The 18,673-nt window shown below is 72.2% G+C and carries 12 protein-coding genes; 10 read left to right on the top strand and 2 right to left on the bottom strand.

Going from position 1 to position 18,673, the window contains the following annotated elements:
* Positions 1 to 71: 71 nt before the first annotated feature.
* Both ACIQE0_RS29165 and hflX read left to right on the top strand, forming a co-directional pair.
* Entirely contained in the window at positions 72 to 1,694 is a 1,623-nt protein-coding gene (locus ACIQE0_RS29165; protein WP_402337793.1) for a M1 family metallopeptidase, read from the top strand.
* 238 nt (positions 1,695 to 1,932) lie between these two features.
* On the top strand, positions 1,933 to 3,420 hold the full coding sequence (gene hflX / locus ACIQE0_RS29160; protein WP_366331665.1) for a GTPase HflX: 1,488 nt from the start codon (positions 1,933 to 1,935) through the stop codon (positions 3,418 to 3,420).
* Positions 3,421 to 3,540: 120 nt separating this feature from the next.
* On the opposite strand, the gene ACIQE0_RS29155 is transcribed toward hflX, so the two are convergent.
* Complete coding sequence (locus ACIQE0_RS29155) at positions 3,541 to 4,725, bottom strand: hypothetical protein (RefSeq protein WP_366331664.1); 1,185 nt, start codon at positions 4,723 to 4,725, stop codon at positions 3,541 to 3,543.
* Positions 4,726 to 5,008: 283 nt separating this feature from the next.
* On the opposite strand from ACIQE0_RS29155, the gene ACIQE0_RS29150 reads away from it, so the two are divergent.
* The 5 genes from ACIQE0_RS29150 to ACIQE0_RS29130 all read left to right on the top strand — a co-directional run bounded on the left by ACIQE0_RS29150 (position 5,009) and on the right by ACIQE0_RS29130 (position 13,104).
* Positions 5,009 to 6,400: a diaminobutyrate--2-oxoglutarate transaminase family protein gene (locus ACIQE0_RS29150; RefSeq protein WP_402337789.1), complete on the top strand. Its 1,392-nt coding sequence runs from the start codon at positions 5,009 to 5,011 to the stop codon at positions 6,398 to 6,400.
* A complete protein-coding gene (locus tag ACIQE0_RS29145; protein ID WP_402337786.1) occupies positions 6,397 to 8,412 on the top strand; it encodes an IucA/IucC family protein in 2,016 nt (671 codons plus the stop codon). Before ACIQE0_RS29150 ends, ACIQE0_RS29145 begins: the two co-directional genes overlap by 4 nt.
* Before the next feature lie 57 nt (positions 8,413 to 8,469).
* Positions 8,470 to 9,150, top strand: a complete 681-nt coding sequence (locus tag ACIQE0_RS29140) for a GNAT family N-acetyltransferase (RefSeq protein ID WP_402337783.1) — start codon at positions 8,470 to 8,472, stop codon at positions 9,148 to 9,150.
* 69 nt (positions 9,151 to 9,219) lie between these two features.
* Entirely contained in the window at positions 9,220 to 11,082 is a 1,863-nt protein-coding gene (locus ACIQE0_RS29135) for an IucA/IucC family protein (protein ID WP_402337780.1), read from the top strand.
* Positions 11,083 to 11,124: 42 nt separating this feature from the next.
* Positions 11,125 to 13,104, top strand: a complete 1,980-nt coding sequence (locus tag ACIQE0_RS29130) for an ATP-dependent DNA helicase (protein WP_366331660.1) — start codon at positions 11,125 to 11,127, stop codon at positions 13,102 to 13,104.
* 125 nt (positions 13,105 to 13,229) lie between these two features.
* Here ACIQE0_RS29130 and lexA read toward each other — a convergent pair whose 3' ends face one another.
* The gene (gene lexA / locus ACIQE0_RS29125; protein WP_366331659.1) at positions 13,230 to 14,027 is read right to left on the bottom strand and encodes a transcriptional repressor LexA; all 798 of its coding nucleotides are present in this window, start codon (positions 14,025 to 14,027) and stop codon (positions 13,230 to 13,232) included.
* Between the two features lie 564 nt (positions 14,028 to 14,591).
* Here lexA and nrdR point away from each other — a divergent pair.
* The 3 genes from nrdR (at position 14,592) to ACIQE0_RS29110 (ending at position 18,665) form a co-directional block, all read left to right on the top strand.
* Complete coding sequence (nrdR, locus tag ACIQE0_RS29120) at positions 14,592 to 15,119, top strand: transcriptional regulator NrdR (protein ID WP_366331658.1); 528 nt, start codon at positions 14,592 to 14,594, stop codon at positions 15,117 to 15,119.
* A gap of 121 nt (positions 15,120 to 15,240) precedes the next feature.
* Positions 15,241 to 18,120 (top strand): vitamin B12-dependent ribonucleotide reductase, encoded by a 2,880-nt coding sequence (locus ACIQE0_RS29115; RefSeq protein ID WP_402337775.1) that lies wholly within the window; start codon positions 15,241 to 15,243, stop codon positions 18,118 to 18,120.
* A 74-nt stretch (positions 18,121 to 18,194) separates the two neighbouring features.
* Positions 18,195 to 18,665, top strand: a complete 471-nt coding sequence (locus ACIQE0_RS29110; RefSeq protein WP_402337773.1) for a DUF6463 family protein — start codon at positions 18,195 to 18,197, stop codon at positions 18,663 to 18,665.
* Positions 18,666 to 18,673 lie beyond the last annotated feature (8 nt).

Raw genomic sequence — 18,673 nt, 5'->3', positions numbered from 1 at the left:
GCGCCGCTCGTTCGGGTGCCGTGCTGCCGTGCCGTCACCTCGCGGGCGGGCCGCGCTGATAGCGGTAGCCCATGTCCCTTCCCTTGCGCCGTCCGTCCCGCGAGCCCGCCGGGCCCGCCCCCGACCGCACCGCCGTCCGCCGCGCGCCCGACCGGGTCCGCCCGCGCCGCGGCCGGATCCCCCGCCGGGCCGCCGCCCTGGGCCTGGCGATCGCCGCCACGCTCGCCGCGGCCGCACCGCCGCCCGAGCCGGAGGGCATCGGCGACCGCCTCTTCCCGACGCTCGGCAACACCGGCTACCACGTCACCTCGTACGACATCTCCCTGGACTACTCGGGCCGCAACGACCGGCCGCTGGACGCGGTCACCGTGATCAACGCCCGGGCCACCGCCAACCTCGACCGGTTCAACCTCGACTTCGCCGCCGGTTCGGTGCGCTCCGTCCTGGTCGACGGGCTGCCCGCCGAGCACCAGCAGGCCGGCGAGGACCTGGTGCTCACCCCCGCCGTGCACGTCTACCCCGGGCAGCCGCTGAGGATCGTCGTCCACCACACCAGCGAGCCGCGCGGCAAGGGCAACGGCGGCTGGATCCGCACCAAGGACGGGCTGGCGATGGCCAATCAGGCCGACGCCGCGCACCGGGTCTTCCCGTGCAACGACCACCCCTCCGAGAAGGCGTTGTTCACCTTCCGCATCACCGCCCCGCAGGGGCTGACGGCGGTCGCCAACGGGCTGCCCGTGGGCCAGGGCACCCGCGGCCCGCGCCGCACCTGGACGTACCGCACCGCCCACCCCATGGCCACCGAACTCGCGCAGGTCTCCATCGGGCGCTCCAGCGTGCTGCCGCAGCGCGGCCCGCACGGGCTGCCGCTGCGCGACGTCGTCCCGACCGCCCACCGGGCCGAACTGGCCCACTGGCTCGCCAAGACGCCGCAGCAGATGGCCTGGATGGAGCGGAAGGTCGGGCGGTACCCGTTCGAGACGTACGGGGTGCTGATCGGCGACGCGGCCACCGGCTTCGAGCTGGAGACCCAGACCCTCTCGCTCTTCGAGAAGCGGCTGTTCGTCAACGGCCAACTGCCCGACTGGTACGTGGAGTCGGTGATGGTGCACGAGCTGGCCCACCAGTGGTTCGGCGACAGCGTCAGCCCCCGCCGCTGGTCCGACGTCTGGCTCAACGAGGCCCACGCCACCTGGTACGAGGCCCTCTACGCGCAGGAGAAGGGCGGCGCCCGGGCCTCGCTGGAGGCCCGGATGCGCCACGCCTACGAGATGTCCGACGGCTGGCGCGCGGAGGGCGGCCCGCCGGCCCTGCCCAAGGTCCCCGAGAAGGGCCGGAAGATCGGCATCTTCCGGCCGGTGCTCTACGACGGCAGCGCGCTGGTCCTGTACGCCCTGCGGGACAAGATGGGCCGGGACGGCTTCGACCGCCTGGAACGCGAGTGGGTGACCCAGCACCGGGACGGGGTGGCCGGCACCGCCGACTTCATCACGCTCGCCTCCCACATCTACGGCCACAACCTCTCCGGCTTCTTCTGGGAGTGGCTCTACGGCACCAAGACCCCGGCGATGCCCGGCCACGCCGAGTGGAAGTCCCAGGCGGTCAAGGAGACCCCGGCGAACGGGAAGAACGGGCACACCCGGGCGCGCCGGGCGCCGGGCACACGCGGTGGATCGCATCTCCACACGGCGTGACCAGGGGGCCGGGAGCGGGCGGCCCGCGGCCGGTGCCGTGCCCCGTCCCTGCGGGCGTCGCCGGGGAAACCCGCGTGACGCCCGTCTCCCGGCCGTGGGACCATCGACGGGTCGGCAACGGCCGGCCCCGGGAATCTCCGGGAGGGCCCGGACGTTGAGAAAACCGAACGGCACAGCCACCGACAGTCCCGGCAGGACCGACCGGTCCCCGGGGGCGCCCTACGACGCAAAGGATCAAATGACCTCCTCTTCTTCCCTTCCGCAGGACCGGCAGCGCCTCCCCGAGAGCCTTCGGGCCGACGCCCTGATGGAAGAGGACGTCGCCTGGAGCCACGAGATCGACGGGGAGCGCGACGGCGACCAGTACGACCGTTCCGAGCGCGCGGCGCTGCGCCGTGTCGCCGGGCTTTCCACCGAGCTCGAGGACGTCACCGAGGTCGAGTACCGCCAGCTGCGCCTGGAGCGCGTGGTGCTCGTCGGTGTCTGGACGTCCGGGACGGTGCAGGACGCGGAGAACTCCCTCGCCGAGCTGGCCGCGCTGGCCGAGACCGCCGGCGCCCTGGTGCTCGACGGCGTCGTCCAGCGCCGCGACAAGCCCGACCCGGCCACCTACATCGGCTCCGGCAAGGCCCTGGAGCTGCGCGACATCGTGCTGGAGTCCGGGGCCGACACCGTGGTCTGCGACGGTGAGCTCTCCCCGGGCCAGCTGATCCACCTGGAGGACGTCGTCAAGGTCAAGGTGGTCGACCGGACCGCCCTGATCCTCGACATCTTCGCCCAGCACGCCAAGTCCCGGGAGGGCAAGGCGCAGGTCTCGCTGGCACAGATGCAGTACATGCTGCCCAGGCTCCGCGGCTGGGGTCAGTCGCTGTCCCGGCAGATGGGTGGCGGTGGTTCCGGTTCGGCGGGCGGCGGCATGGCCACCCGTGGTCCCGGTGAGACCAAGATCGAGACGGACCGGCGGCGGATCCGCGAGAAGATGGCGAAGATGCGCCGGGAGATCGCGGAGATGAAGACCGGCCGGGACGTCAAGCGCCAGGAGCGCCGGCGCAACAAGGTCCCCTCGGTCGCCATCGCCGGCTACACCAACGCCGGCAAGTCCTCGCTGCTCAACCGCCTCACCGGCGCCGGCGTCCTGGTGGAGAACGCCCTGTTCGCCACCCTGGACCCGACCGTCCGGCGGGCCGAGACCCCCAGCGGGCGGCTCTACACCCTCGCTGACACCGTCGGCTTCGTCCGGCACCTGCCGCACCATCTCGTCGAGGCGTTCCGCTCCACGATGGAGGAGGTCGCCGACGCCGATCTCATCCTGCACGTGGTCGACGGCTCGCATCCGGTGCCGGAGGAGCAGCTGGCCGCGGTCCGCGAGGTGATCCGCGACGTGGGCGCCACGGAGGTGCCCGAGATCGTGATCGTCAACAAGGCCGACGCGGCCGACCCGTTGACGCTCCAGCGGCTGCTGCGCCAGGAGAAGCGCGCCCTGGTGGTCTCCGCCCGCACGGGCGAGGGCATCGCGGAGCTGCGTGAGCTGATCGATGTGGAACTCCCGCGTCCGCAGGTCGAGATCGAGGTGCTGGTGCCCTACACCCAGGGCGCCCTGGTCTCGCGGGTGCACGCCGAGGGCGAGGTCATCTCCGAGGAGCACACCGCCGACGGCACCCTGCTCAAGGCCCGGGTGCACGAGGAACTGGCCGCCGAGTTCCGGCCGTTCGTCCCGGCCGCCTGACGGCCACGACGCACAAGGGCGAGGGCCCGTCCCCGGTTTCCCGGGGGCGGGCCCTCGCCCTTGTGGACGGGTCTCACGGGCGGGCGGCGCCGCTGCCGACGCCGCCCGTTGGTGTCCCTGCTACTGGTTCGCCCACTTCTTGCTCATCGCGTCGAAGAGCGACTTGGCCTCGGCGCCCAGGTGCGGGCCGGCCGCCCAGCGGGCCGGACGCGGCCCCATCGACATGTTGGAGACCAGCACGGGCTTGCCGTCCGGGCCCTGGGCGAACCAGGGGCCACCGGAGGAACCGCCGGTCATGGTGCAGCCGATGCGGTACATGGTCGGCTTCTTGGCGTCCTGCGTCAGCCGGGTCGGCTTGTCGGTGCAGGACTCCTGCACCGCACCGTCGAACGGGGCCTCGGCCGGGTAGCCCTGCGCCGTCAGGCTCGGGATCTTCGACATCGCCGGGGCGTTGAAGTCGATGGCGTAGGCGCCACCGGCCACCTCCTCCAGCGACTTGCCGCCGTTGCCGTCCTCCGGCTTGACGTGCATCAGCGCGAAGTCGTACGGGGCCATCGGGACGCCGGGCACGGCACCGCCGGCGGCGATCCACTCCTTGGACGTCGACAGGTCGTCGGCCCACCACTTGCCCGACGGGACGCGGTCCTCGAACGGGGCGGTCTTCATCTGGGCCTGGGAGACGCCGTTCCGGTTGAAGTTCGGGACGAACATCATGTTCCGGTACCAGCCGCCGTTCTTGCCGGCGTGCACGCAGTGCGCGGCGGTCCACACGAGGTTGGACTTGCCCGGGTGCGCCGGGTCCTTGACGACGGTGGCGGAGCAGCGGGACTCGCCTTCGGGGGTGCTGAACAGCAGCACGCCCACGCCCGGCGCGGTGGAGGTGTACGGAGTCTTCACCGGCTGCGCGGCGACCGCCGCCGGCTCCGGGTCGGTCTTGCCCTGGTCCTCGGTGATGTCCGAGGGCTTGCTCGGGTCCTGGGGCGGCTTGACCTTACCGATCTTGTCCGGGTTCCAGAAGTTCTTGATGATCGGGTTGACGAACTCGCCGGCTTCCCGGAGCCACTTGTCCTTGTCCCAGTTCTTCCACTCCCCGTTCTTCCACTTGTCCAGGTCGACGCCGTGCTCCTTGAGCTTGTCCTGGAGGTCCTTGGGGATCTTGATCGCACCCCCGCCCGCGGTGTCCTCGGCCGACTGGGTCGGCTTGGCGTCCGCGGTGTCGCCCGACGGCCCGCAACCGGTCGCGGTCAGCGCCACGACGGCGGTGAGGGCGGCGGCAGCCAGGACTGGCCGACGTATTGATCGCATGGGTGGAATCTCCCCCTGTGTCAAACGGACTGAGCCGGGCCGGCTCACGAGCGGCGCCCCGGAGCGGCCTTGTCATGAACCGCAAGACCCGGGTGCAGCCCCCCACTATGCCGGTGACCGGAGGGACGGCGGTACTCGGGTCCCTGGTTCCCGGCCGACAAGGATCTTGACGGCCGGCCGTGTTCCCACGCGTGTGCCGTCGTTGGTACGTACGGGGGACAGCCGGGCTGCCCGCCGGGCTCGCGCGGTATCCAGCAGTTCACCAAAGGAGGACACAACTCCCGTGGCGTTGACCGAAACCGTGCCGGCGGCCGTACCGCCGGCCCACGAGGGGATCCTGCGCCGCCAGGCCCTGCGTGAGTCCGCGGCCCGTACGTACGCGCGCTCGCTGCCGATCGTCCCGGTGCGCGCCCGCGGGCTGACCATCGAAGGCGCCGACGGCCGGCGCTACCTCGACTGCCTCTCCGGAGCAGGCACGTTGGCGCTGGGCCACAACCACCCCGTCGTCCTGGAGGCCATCCGCACCGTCCTCGACTCCGGCGCACCGCTGCACGTCCTCGACCTGGCCACCCCGGTCAAGGACGCCTTCACCACCGAGCTGTTCGCCACCCTGCCCGGGGAATTGGCCGAAAGGGGGCGCATCCAGTTCTGCGGCCCCGCCGGCACCGACGCCGTCGAGGCCGCCTTCACCCTCGTCCGCACCGCCACCGGACGCCAGGGGCTCGCCGCCTTCTCCGGCGCCTACCACGGCATGACCGCCGATGCCCTGGCCGCCTCCGGAGGGGCCCGGCACCCCGGTGTGACCCGGCTGCCCTACCCGCACGCCTACCGCTGCCCCTTCGGCGTCGGCGGCGAGCGCGGCGCCGACCTCGCCGCCCGCTGGACCGAGCACCTCCTCGACGACCCCAAGGGCGGGGTGCCCCGGCCCGCCGGGATGATCCTCGAACCGGTCCAGGGCGAGGGCGGCGTGATCCCCGCCCCGGCCGGCTGGCTGCGCCGGATGCGGGAGATCACCGCCGCCCGCGACATCCCCCTCATCGTCGACGAGGTGCAGACCGGCGTCGGCCGCACCGGCACCTTCTGGGCCGTCGAACAGAGCGGCATCGTGCCCGACGTGCTCGTCCTGTCCAAGGCGATCGGCGGCAGCCTGCCGCTCGCGGTCATCGTCTACCGCGAGGAGCTGGACACCTGGCGGCCCGGGGCGCACGCCGGCACCTTCCGCGGCAACCAACTCGCCATGGCCGCCGGCACCGCCACCCTCGCCTACGTCCGCCGCAACGGCCTCGCCGCCCGCGCCGCCGAGCTCGGCGCCGCGATGCTCGCCCGGCTCCGGGAGCTCGCCGCCGCCCACGACTGCATCGGCGACGTCCGCGGCCGCGGCCTGATGCTCGGCGTCGAACTCGTCGACCGCGACGCCGAAGCCGACCCGCTCGGCGCCCGCCCCGCCGACCCGGAGCTCGCCGCCGCCGTCCAACAGGCGTGCCTGGACCGCGGTCTGATCGTCGAACTCGGCGGCCGGCACTCCGCCGTCGTCCGGCTGCTGCCGCCGCTGACCCTGACCGACGAACAGGCGGACGCGGTCCTCGACCGCCTCGCCGACGCCATCGCGGCGGCCGTCCGCACCACCCCCGGGCCCATGGGCTCGTCCCCCATCCCCTTGCGAGGCACCCCATGAACGAACGCCCAGGCCCCCACGGCACCCAGGCCGCCGAACGGCTCCTCGCCCCCCACCCGGGCGCCGGCCCCGTCGAAGCGGCCGTCCCCCGCCAGCAGCGCCGCCCCGGTGACGACGCCTGCCATCAGCAGACCCCGGCGACCGACCCGCAGGGCCCCCACGGCCCCGTGCGCCACCCCGACACCGACCCGCTCGACCACTCGGACCCGGCCGTCGCCGCCGACGCCGCCGGCATCGAGAACCTCCTGCGCTGCTGGCTCCGCGAGCACGGCACCCCCCGCCCGGCCGGCGGCCTGCTCCGCCTGCCGCTGCACGCCAGCGCCACCGCCCTGCACATCCCCGTCCGCTACTGGTCACCCACCGGCTGGCACCGCCTGGGCGCCCCCACCCTCGACGGCACCCCGCCCGGCTCCGCCCCGCTGGACGCCGTCACCCTCGCCGCCCTGCTGCGCCGGGAGGCCGCGTACGGCGGCGACCGGCGGGCCTCGGACGGCGGCGAACACCGGGTCGCCGACGGCGACGAACCGCCCGCCGCCCACGCCCCGCAGGCCCCGGACGGCGACGGCGCCGAACTCGTCGGCCGGGTCGCAGGCTCCGTGCGCACCACCGCCCTGTTCATCGCCGACCGGCGCGCCCACCCCGCCCAGGACCCGGGCTCCCGCTTCCTCGACGCCGAGCAGTCGCTCCTGCTGGGCCACCCCCTGCACCCCACGCCCAAGAGCCGCGAGGGCCTGACCGACGCCGAGGTCCGCGCCTACTCGCCCGAACTCCGCGGCGCCTTCCCGCTCCACTGGATGGCCGTCCATCCCTCCGTGGTCGCCGCCGACTCCGCCTGGACCGAGCGCGGCCGCACCGTGCCGGCCGCGCGACTCGCCGCCCAACTGGCCGGTGACGGGCTGCCGTTGCCCGACGGCACCGTGCCGCTGCCGCTGCACCCCTGGCAGGCCCGGGACCTCGCCACCCGTCCGGAGACCGCCGCCCTGCGCGAGGCCGGACTGCTGCACGACCTCGGCCCGCACGGCCCCCACTGGCACCCCACCTCCTCCGTCCGCACCGTCTGCCGCCCCGGGGCGCCCGCGATGCTCAAGCTCTCCCTGGGCGTGCGCATCACCAACTCCCGCCGGGAGAACCTCCGCAAGGAGCTGCTGCGCGGCGTCGAGGTGCACCGGCTGCTGCGCACCGGCCTGGCCGCCCAGTGGCGGGCCGCCTTCCCCGGCACCCCCGGCTTCGACATCGTCCGCGACCCCGCCTACCTCGCCGTCGACGGACCGGACGGCACCCCCGTCCAGGGCCTGGACGTCGTCATCCGCCACCAGCCCTTCGGCGCCGCGGACGACGCCGTCTGCCTCGCCGGTCTCACCGCGCCGCGCCCCTGGCCCGACCACGGCGCGATGCGCTCGCGCCTGCAGAGCGTGGTCGGCGCGCTCAGCGCCCGCACCGGGCAGCCGGTCGGCGCGGTGGCCACGGAGTGGTTCCTGCGCTACCTCGAAGCGGTCGTCCGGCCCGTCCTCTGGCTCGACGGGACCGCCGGCGTCGCCCTGGAGGCCCACCAGCAGAACACCCTCGTGCTGCTGGACGCCGACGGCTGGCCCGTCGGCGGCCGCTACCGCGACAACCAGGGCTACTACTTCCGCACCTCCCGCCGCGCGGAACTGGAGCGGCGGCTGCCCGGTATCGGCACCGCCAGCGACACCTTCGTCACCGACGACGTCACCGACGAGCGCTTCGCCTACTACCTCGGCATCAACAACGTCCTCGGCCTGATCGGGGCGTTCGGCGCGGGCCGCCTGGTGCGCGAGGAGATCCTGCTCGCCGCCCTCCGGCGGTTCCTCGCCGACGCCGCGACGGTCCCGGCCGCGCACCGCTCGACCCTGCCGGAGCGGCTGCTGACCGCCCGCACCCTGCGCTGCAAGGCCAACCTCGCGACCCGACTGCACGGCCTGGACGAACTCGTCGGCCCGGTGGACACCCAGTCCGTCTACGTCACGCTGCCCAACCCGCTCATGCCCTAGGGCCGTTGCGGGCACGCCCTCCGTCCCGTCGTCCCCAGCCCCAGAGGAGAGCGCCACGTGCCACCGACCGAACCCGGCCCCGCCACCGTGCCGGACGCCCCTCTCGGCGACCCGCCCGCGGCCCGTCCCGGCGCGGCACCGCCCGTTGCGCCCAGCCCGGCGGCGGGCCCGCTGCTGGACGACCTGGCCGGCTGGCCGCCGGCGGACACCCCCGCCGGGCCGTTCGCGCTCGTCCCCGTGGAGCTGGACCGCGATCTGGACCGGATCACCGGCTGGATGAACGATCCCGCCGTCGCCGCCTTCTGGGAGCTGGCCGGCCCCCCGGAGACCACCGCCGCCCATCTGCGCGCCCAACTGGGCGGCGACGGCCGCAGTGTCCCCTGCCTGGGCGTCCTGGACGGCGTCCCGATGAGCTACTGGGAGATCTACCGCGCCGACCTGGACCGCGTCGCCCGCTACTACCCCGCGCGGCCCCACGACACCGGTATCCATCTGCTGCTCGGAGCCGGCGCGGACCGCGGCCGCGGCCTGGGCACCGCGCTGCTGCGCGCCACCGCCGACCTCGTCCTGGACCGCCGCCCGCGGTGCGGACGCGTCATCGCCGAACCCGACCTGCGCAACAGCCCTTCCGTCGCGGCCTTCCTGAGCGCCGGCTTCCGCTATGACGAGGAGATCCAACTGCCCGAGAAGCGCGCGGCGTTGATGATCCGCGACCGCGGCCACCGCCACCTGCTCTGACTCCGGGGCCGTCCGTCGACGCCCCGGTCCCGTCCGCCGTCCATCCCGTCGGCCTGGTCTGTCCCCCGCATGCGCCCGGCCGGTCCCGTACCGAGGAGTCCCACCTTGCCCACCGTGTCCCGCCCCTCCGCTCCCGCCGCCCGGCCCGGCCCGGCCGCCGCGTCCACCGCGCCCGGGCCGTGCCCGTCGCACGACGCCTGGCAGCGCGCCGCCCGCCGGCTCTTCGCCAAGACCCTCGCGGAATTCGCCTACGAGGAGATCCTCACGCCCGAACCCGACGGCACCGCCCCCGACGGCAGCCCCCGCTACCGTCTGCCCGTCGCCGCCGACCTCACCTACCGCTTCACCGCCCGCAGAGGCTCCTACGGGCACTGGCGCGTCGATCCCCACTCGATCACCCCGCACGCCGACCCCCTCCACTTCCTCACCCGGGCCCACGACACCGTCCTGGACCTGTCCGGCGACACCACCGGCCACCTCATCCGCGAACTCACCGCCACCCTCGCCGCCGACACCCGCCTGGACGCCACCGCGCTCACCGCCGCGGAACTCGCCGACCTGGACTACGCCGCACTCGAAGGCCACCAGACCGGCCACCCCTGGCTGGTCGCCAACAAGGGCCGGCTCGGCTTCTCCACCACCGACGCGGAGACCTGGGCCCCCGAGGCCCGCTCCCCGCAGCGGCTGCCCTGGCTCGCCGCCCACCGCCGTATCGCCCACTATCGCGGCGTCCCCGCACTGGCCACCCCCGATCGCCTCTACGGCGAGGAACTCGACCCCGCCACCGCGCACGCCTTCGCCGCCACCCTCACCGACGCGGGCCGTGACCCGGCCGACTACCTCTACCTCCCCGTCCACCCCTGGCAGTGGGACGAGACCATCGCCCCGCTCTTCGCCCCGCAACTCGCCGACGGGTCCATCATCGCGCTGCCCACTGACAACGACCTCCGCCTTCCGCAGCAGTCGATCCGCACCTTCCTCAACCTCACCCGCCCCCGGGCGCGCACCGTCAAACTCCCGCTGTCCATCCTCAACACCCTGGTCTGGCGCGGCCTTCCCACCGAGCGGACCCTCGCCGCCCCCGCCGTCACCGGCTGGGTGCACGGCCTGCGCGACGGCGATACGTATCTGCGCGACGAGACGCGGGTGATCCTGCTCGGCGAGACCGCCTCCGTCACCGTCGAGCACCCCCTCTACGACCGGTTGCCCCAAGTCCCCTACCAGTACAAGGAGTTGCTCGGCTGCATCTGGCGGGAGCCGCTCGCCGGCTACCTCGACCCGGGGGAGCGCGCCCGCACCCTGGCCGCGCTGCTCCAGACCGACCCCTCCGGCCGCGCGCTCACCGCGGAACTGGTGCACCGCTCCGGACTGCCCCCGCGCACCTGGCTGGCCCGGCTCTTCGCCGCCCTCCTGCCGCCCCTGCTGCACTTCCTCTACCAGTACGGCACGGTCTTCTCCCCGCACGGCGAGAACGCCATCGTCGTCTTCGACGAGAACGACGTGCCCACCCGCCTGGCGATGAAGGACTTCGTCGACGACGTCAACACCAGCGCCCAGCCGCTCCCGGAGCACGACACCATGCCGGACGACGTCCGGGCGGTGCTGCTCACCGAACCCCCCGCATTTCTCACCCAGTTCATCCACTCCGGCCTGTTCATCGGCGTCTTCCGCTATCTCGCGCCGCTGTGCGAGGAGCAACTGGGCGTTCCGGAGGGGGAGTTCTGGTCGCTGGTGCGGGCGGAGATCCTGCGCCACCACGAGCGCTTCCCGGACCTCAAGGTGCGGCAGGAGACCTTCGACCTGCTCACGCCGGAGATCGAGCGGCTGTGTCTGAACCGCAACCGGCTGCATGTGGACGGCTACCGCGATCGTCGCGACCGCCCGCACGCCGCCGTCCGCGGCACCGTCCCCAACCCTCTGCACGCTCCGTGACCGTACGTGCTGTCAGTGGTCCCGCGTAGGCTTGCAGACGCTATGACGAAGCCCTCTCTCCCCGATCTGCTCCATGCCGCCGTCACCGCCGTCGGCGGCAGCGAGCGGCCCGGCCAGGTGGCCATGGCCGAGGCCGTCGCCGAGGCCGTGGACGACCAGGCCCATCTGCTGGTGCAGGCCGGCACCGGCACCGGAAAGTCCCTCGGCTATCTGGTGCCGGCGCTGGCCCATGGCGAGCGGGTCGTGGTCGCCACGGCCACCCTCGCCCTCCAGCGCCAGCTCGTCGAGCGCGATCTGCCACGGACGGTCGAGGCGCTGCATCCGCAGCTGCGTCGCCGGCCGAATTTCGCGATGCTCAAGGGCCGCTCCAACTACCTCTGCCTGCACCGCCTCCACGAGGGCGCCCCGCAGGACGAGGAGGACGGCCTCTTCGACGTCTTCGAGCAGGCGGCGCCCACCAGCAAGCTCGGCCAGGACCTCCTCCGGATGCGCGACTGGGCGGACGAGACCGAGACCGGTGATCGCGACGATCTGACCCCGGGCGTCTCCGACCGTGCCTGGGGCCAGGTGTCGGTCTCCTCCCGGGAGTGCCTGGGCGCGTCGAAGTGCGCCTACGGCGCGGAGTGCTTCGCGGAGGCCGCCCGGGAGCGCGCCAAGCTCGCCGATGTGGTGATCACCAACCATGCGCTGCTGGCGATCGACGCCATCGAGGGCGCCCCGGTCCTGCCGCAGCACGAGGTCCTGATCATCGACGAGGCCCATGAGCTGGTCTCCCGGGTCACCGGCGTGGCCACCGGGGAGCTCACTCCCGGGCAGGTCAACCGCGCGGTGCGGCGCGCCGCCAAGCTGGTCGACGAGAAGGCCGCCGATCAGCTCCAGACCGCCTCCGAGACCTTCGAGCGGTTGATGGAGCTGGCGCTGCCCGGGCGCCTGGAGGAGATCCCCGAGGAGCTGGGGTACTGCCTGATGGCGCTGCGGGACGCGGCCCGCACGGTGATCGGCGCGCTCGGTTCGACGCGCGACAAGTCCGTCCAGGACGAGGACGCCGTCCGCAAGCAGGCCCTCGCCGCGGTGGAGAACGTCCACGACGTCGCCGAGCGCATCGCGAACGGCTCCGAGTACGACGTGGTCTGGTACGAGCGCCATGACCGCTTCGGTGCCTCGCTGCGGGTGGCGCCGCTGTCGGTCTCGGGGCTGCTGCGGGAGAAGCTGTTCACCGACCGGTCGGTGGTGCTGACCTCCGCCACCCTCAAGCTGGGCGGCGATTTCAACGGTGTGGCGGCCTCGCTGGGCCTGGGCCCGGAGGGCACCGCGGGCGAGGACGAGCCGGTCTGGAAGGGCCTGGACGTCGGCTCGCCCTTCGACTACCGCAAGCAGGGCATCCTCTACGTCGCCAAGCATCTCGCCCAGCCCGGCCGGGAGGGCAACCGCGAGGACATGCTCGATGAGCTGGCGGAGCTGATCGAGGCGGCCGGCGGTCGGACGCTGGGGCTGTTCTCCTCGATGCGGGGCGCCCAGGCCGCGGCGGAGGCGATGCGCGGTCGGCTGGACATGCCGGTGCTGTTGCAGGGCGAGGAGACCCTCGGCGAGCTGATCCGGACGTTCGCCGCGGACGCCCGGACGTGCCTGTTCGGCACGTTGTCGCTGTGGCAGGGCGTGGATGTGCCGGGTCCGAGCTGCCAGCTGGTGGTCATGGACCGGGTGCCCTTCCCGCGGCCGGACGATCCGCTGATGAGCGCCCGGCAGAAGGCGGTGGAAGAAGGCGGCGGCAACGGCTTCATGGCGGTCGCGGCGACCCACGCCGCGCTGCTGATGGCGCAGGGGGCGGGCCGTCTGGTCCGGGCCACCGGCGACCGCGGTGTGGTCGCGGTGCTGGACCCGCGGGTGGAGCGGGCCCGCTACGGCTCCTTCCTCCGCAAGTCCATGCCGGACTTCTGGTTCACCACCGACCGCAATCAGGTCCGCCGTTCCCTGGCCGTCATCGACAAGGCGGCCAAGGAGGCGGAGAGCGCGGGGGAGTAGCGCGGGAGCGGGGCCCAGGGAGAGCGGGCCCCGCCGGAGGGCTGCCCGGACAGCACGGAGCCCCGGGACGGAACCGGCGCAGTGGTTCCGTCCCGGGGCCCGGTCTTGGGGGCGGCGGGGCGGTGTCAGACCCGGCGCAGCACCGCGACCACTTTGCCGAGGATGGTCGCCTCGTCGCCGGGGATGGGCTGGTACGCGGAGTTGTGCGGCAGCAGCCACACATGGCCGTCCTCGCGCTTGAAGCGCTTGACGGTCGCTTCCCCGTCGAGCATCGCGGCGACGATGTCGCCGTTCTCGGCGACCGGCTGGCGGCGGACGGTGACCCAGTCGCCGTCGCAGATCGCGGCCTCGATCATGGAGTCACCCACGACCTTCAGCACGAACAGCTCGCCGTCGCCGACCAGTTGGCGGGGGAGCGGGAAGACATCCTCGACGGACTCCTCGGCCAGGATCGGGCCGCCGGCCGCGATCCGGCCGACCAGCGGGACGTAGGACGCGGCGGGCTTGCCGGCGGTCTCCGTCGCCGCGCTCGTCGGCTGGTCCGAGGCGCGGACCTCGTACGCCCGCGGGCGGTGCGGGTCGCGCCGCAGGAAGCCCTTGCGCTCCAGGGCCATCAGCTGGTGGGCGACGGAGGAGGTGCTGGAGAGCCCGACGGCCTGGCCGATCTCCCGCATGGACGGGGGATAACCGCGCCGCTGCACCGAATCCCGGATCACTTCGATCACCCGGCGCTGGCGGTCGGTGAGCCCGGAGCTGTCGGCACGAATACCGGGGGGGCGCCCCGGCAGCGAGCGGGTGGGCTTGTGCTCTTCGGAGTCCGACGTGGTCTCTTCCATCGGCCGCGGTGCCCTTTGTGGTTGCTCGAATCGGCTCTGGGAGTGGCTTTGTGCGGTGATGGTCGCGCTGTCTGCGGTGGTGGTCACGTCGGCCCCTCTCGAAATGTTCTCCCTAGTTAGCCAACGGTAGTTGCTTTCGAAAGGTTGCGCCAAACACACGTTCGAGTGAAAAATTCCGCGATTGGCTGACCTGATCAAGCAGCGCGGTGTATGGCCGAATGGTAATTCGGACCTCCGGGGCGCCCGGCCTCGGATTCCTGCCCGGATTCCGCTTCGGAAATACCGCCCGGAACCCGTCCCGAAAAGCCGCCGACGGCACCGCGGCGACGGCTCGCCGCGGCGTCGCCGATTGTGTCATCCCCGCCCCTGCAGTCCCCTCTCCGGGTGGCTTCCCGTACCCTCGTGGACGGCCCGCGCCACCCTCTCCTTCGCGACACGCGGTAGGCGGATATGAGCGCCCCGACACCACATGTAGTGCTTAGATGCGTTCGGCTGCCTACAAGTTGTGGTGCCGGGTCTGTTGGGCCCCAGGGATCGCCTATGCTGGTGGCTGCTCCGAAGGGCCCGCAGGGACCGGCCGGAGGTGTCAGTCGCCGTACGCCGGTCGTCTTTGGCGTGCGTCCGTTTCCGAGGGTTGAGGAGGGTGGAGCCATGCACTGCCCCTTCTGCAGGCACCCGGACAGCCGGGTCGTCGACAGCCGCACCACGGACGACGGGACGGCGATCCGCCGCCGGCGCCAGTGCCCCGACTGCTCCCGCCGTTTCACGACCGTGGAAACGGCATCGCTGATGGTGATCAAGCGGAGCGGGGTCACCGAGCCTTTCAGCCGCACCAAGGTCATCGCGGGCGTGCGCAAGGCATGCCAGGGGCGCCCGGTCACCGAGGACGCCCTCGCCAAGCTCGGCCAGCGGGTCGAGGAGGCGGTGCGCGCCACCGGCAGCGCCGAGCTGACCACCCATGACGTCGGGCTCGCCATACTGGGCCCGTTGCAGGAACTCGACCTCGTCGCGTACCTGCGCTTCGCGTCCGTCTACCGGGCGTTCGATTCACTTGAGGACTTCGAGGCGGCCATCGCCGAGCTGCGGGAGCAGCGCGAGCAGGGGCCGCCCGCGCATGGCGGGGCCGACGAGGAGGCCGGCGAGCCGGTCGTTCCCGTGCCCGCCACCGCTGCCGACTGAGTTCGGCGAGCATCCAGAGCTGAGCCGGGGCGAGAGCAGGGCGCCCCGGTTCCGGTAAGACATACACCGTGCCACGGAATTTGTGTGCACATATGGGCGTTTGCCCGTACAGGGAGGCGGAATGACAGAGACGACGAGCGGCCCGGCACGAGGCTCCCGCGCCAAGGGCAGCAAGGCGAGCAAGGGTCTGCGCATCGAGCGCATCCACACCACCCCCGGCGTGCATCCGTACGACGAGGTCGAGTGGGCGCGCCGTGACGTCGTCATGACCAACTGGCGCGACGGCTCGGTCAACTTCGAGCAGCGCGGCGTCGAGTTCCCCGACTTCTGGTCGGTGAACGCGGTCAACATCGTCACGAGCAAGTACTTCCGCGGCGCGGTGGGCTCCCCGAACCGGGAGTCGAGCCTCAAGCAGCTCATCGACCGCGTGGTCAAGACATACCGCAAGAGCGGTGAGGAGAACGGTTACTTCGCCTCCCCGGCGGACGCCGAGATCTTCGAGCACGAGCTGGCCTACGCCCTGCTCCACCAGGTCTTCAGCTTCAACTCCCCGGTGTGGTTCAACGTCGGCACCCAGCAGCCGCAGCAGGTCAGCGCCTGCTTCATCCTCTCCGTGGACGACTCCATGGAGTCGATCCTGGACTGGTACAAGGAAGAGGGGATGATCTTCAAGGGCGGCTCCGGTGCCGGCCTGAACCTCTCCCGCATCCGCTCCTCCAAGGAACTGCTCTCCTCCGGTGGCAACGCCTCCGGCCCGGTCTCCTTCATGCGCGGCGCCGACGCCTCCGCCGGCACCATCAAGTCCGGTGGCGCCACCCGCCGCGCGGCCAAGATGGTCGTCCTGGACGTCGACCACCCCGACGTCGAGGCGTTCATCGAGACCAAGGTCAAGGAAGAGGAGAAGATCCGCGCGCTGCGCGACGCGGGCTTCGACATGGACCTGGGCGGCGACGACATCACGTCCGTCCAGTACCAGAACGCCAACAACTCGGTCCGCGTGAACGACGAGTTCATGAAGGCCGTGGAGTCCGGCGGCAAGTTCGGCCTGCGCGGCCGGATGTCCGGCGAGGTCATCGAGGAGGTCGACGCCAAGTCGCTCTTCCGCAAGATGGCCGAGGCCGCCTGGGCCTGCGCCGACCCCGGCATCCAGTACGACGACACCATCAACCACTGGCACACCTCGCCGGAGTCCGGGCGGATCACCGCGTCCAACCCGTGCAGCGAGTACATGCACCTGGACAACTCCTCGTGCAACCTCGCCTCGCTCAACCTCCTGAAGTTCCTCCGCGACGACGACCAGGGCAACCAGTCCTTCGACGCCGCGCGGTTCGCCAAGGTCGTCGAGCTGGTCATCACGGCCATGGACATCTCGATCTGCTTCGCGGACTTCCCCACCGAGAAGATCGGCGAGACCACCCGCGCCTTCCGCCAGCTGGGCATCGGCTACGCCAACCTCGGCGCGCTGCTGATGGCCACCGGTCACGCCTACGACTCCGACGGCGGCCGCGCGCTGGCCGGTGCCATCACCTCGCTGATGACCGGCACCTCCTACAAGCGCTCCGCCGAGCTGGCCTCGGTCGTCGGCCCGTACGACGGCTACGCCCGCAACGCCGACGCCCACAAGCGCGTCATGAAGCAGCACTCCGACGCCAACGGCGTCGCGGTGCGCATGGACGACCTGGACACCCCGGTGTGGGCCGCGGCGACCGAGGCATGGCAGGACGTGCTGCGCCTCGGCGAGAAGAACGGCTTCCGCAACGCCCAGGCGTCGGTGCTGGCCCCCACCGGCACCATCGGCCTGATGATGGACTGCGACACCACCGGTGTCGAGCCGGACCTGGCGCTGGTCAAGTTCAAGAAGCTGGTCGGCGGCGGCTCCATGCAGATCGTGAACAACACGGTCCCCAAGGCGCTCAAGCGGCTCGGCTACCAGCCCGAGCAGGTCGAGGCGATCGTCGCGCACATCGCCGACCACGGCAACGTCGTCGACGCCCCCGGCCTCAAGCCGGAGCACTACGAGGTCTTCGACTGCGCCATGGGCGAGCGCTCCATCTCCCCGATGGGCCACGTCCGCATGATGGCCGCGGCCCAGCCGTTCCTCTCCGGCGCCATCTCCAAGACGGTCAACGTCCCGGAGACGGCCACCGTCGAGGAGATCGAGGACGTCTACTTCCAGGGCTGGAAGCTCGGCCTGAAGGCGCTCGCGATCTACCGCGACAACTGCAAGGTCGGTCAGCCCCTCTCCGCCAAGAAGAAGGAAGAGGAGAAGAAGGCCGAGGTCGAGCCGGCCGCGGAGAAGAAGGTGGTCGAGTACCGCCCGGTCCGCAAGCGCCTGCCCAAGGGCCGCCCGGGGATCACCACTTCCTTCACGGTCGGCGGCGCCGAGGGCTACATGACCGCCAACTCCTACCCGGACGACGGTCTTGGTGAGGTCTTCCTGAAGATGTCCAAGCAGGGTTCGACCCTCGCGGGCATGATGGACGCCTTCTCCATCGCGGTGTCGGTCGGCCTCCAGTACGGCGTGCCGCTGGAGACCTACGTCTCGAAGTTCGTCAACATGCGCTTCGAGCCGGCCGGTATGACCGACGACCCGGACGTGCGGATGGCGCAGTCGATCGTCGACTACATCTTCCGCCGTCTGGCGCTGGACTTCCTGCCGTTCGAGACCCGCTCGGCACTGGGCATCCACTCCGTGGAGGAGCGTCAGCGCCACCTGGAGACCGGCTCGTACGAGCTGCCCGAGGACGAGGTCGACGTGGAGGGCCTGGCCCAGTCGGCCCCGAAGGTGGAGACGCCCAAGCAGTCCACCTCGTCGGCCCAGGCCGTCGAGGCGCCCGCCGCACCGGCCCCCAAGCAGGCGCACACCAACGCCGAACTGGTGGAGATGCAGCTGGGCATCAACGCGGACGCCCCGCTCTGCTTCTCCTGCGGCACCAAGATGCAGCGGGCCGGCAGCTGCTACCTCTGCGAGGGCTGCGGCTCGACCAGCGGCTGCAGCTGACAGCGGGCGGAGCCGCCCCGGCCGCACCATGCGGCGGGGGTAGCCGATCCGCCTGAGTAGCGCCTCAAGAGGGGGTGCCGACCAATGAGTCGGCACCCCCTCGCGGCGTGTGTGGGGCCTGGCGCCGCTGCTTCTGGGTGCCCCGCCTGATGCTCGTCGTCGCTACGGCGCACATGGTGGTGGGCGCCGTCGCCATGTCCGCGCAGTGGAGCGGCATCGTCTCGGACGGGCTGTGGAACGCGATCCGCCATGACGTTTTCGCCCGCAGGACGGCCCTGTGGTTCATGATCGGCGGGATGGCCTTCTTCGGTCTCGGGCTCCTCGTCAGGAGGTCCGTGATCGCCACGGGCCGGCTGCCCGGGGAGGCCGGATGGATCCTGCCGGCGCTGGGAATGCCGGTGGTGGCGCTGGAACCGCTCTCGGGCGGCTGGGCGTTGATCGCCCTTGGCGTGCCGGCCGTGGTGGCGTCGCGTCGGGACCGTTCCGCGGGGGCTTCGACCCTCTGTTCAACGGGGCGGCGGCCGGTGAACGGCCGCCGGGCATGAGCTGACCG

Source organism: Streptomyces sp. NPDC093097, from assembly GCF_044754325.1.
GTDB lineage: Bacteria > Actinomycetota > Actinomycetes > Streptomycetales > Streptomycetaceae > Streptomyces.
The sequence above is the reverse complement of the archived record's forward strand: the minus strand, read 5'-3'. Positions and strand labels throughout refer to the sequence as shown.

Coding starts and splice junctions, on each gene's coding strand:
- nrdR (WP_366331658.1), top strand. CDS start 14,592: ATGCACTGCCCCTTCTGCAGGCACCCGGACAGCCGGGTCGTCGACAGC.
- ACIQE0_RS29115 (WP_402337775.1), top strand. CDS start 15,241: ATGACAGAGACGACGAGCGGCCCGGCACGAGGCTCCCGCGCCAAGGGC.
- ACIQE0_RS29145 (WP_402337786.1), top strand. CDS start 6,397: ATGAACGAACGCCCAGGCCCCCACGGCACCCAGGCCGCCGAACGGCTC.
- ACIQE0_RS29130 (WP_366331660.1), top strand. CDS start 11,125: ATGACGAAGCCCTCTCTCCCCGATCTGCTCCATGCCGCCGTCACCGCC.
- ACIQE0_RS29135 (WP_402337780.1), top strand. CDS start 9,220: ATGCGCCCGGCCGGTCCCGTACCGAGGAGTCCCACCTTGCCCACCGTG.
- ACIQE0_RS29165 (WP_402337793.1), top strand. CDS start 72: ATGTCCCTTCCCTTGCGCCGTCCGTCCCGCGAGCCCGCCGGGCCCGCC.
- hflX (WP_366331665.1), top strand. CDS start 1,933: ATGACCTCCTCTTCTTCCCTTCCGCAGGACCGGCAGCGCCTCCCCGAG.
- ACIQE0_RS29155 (WP_366331664.1), bottom strand. CDS start 4,725: ATGCGATCAATACGTCGGCCAGTCCTGGCTGCCGCCGCCCTCACCGCC.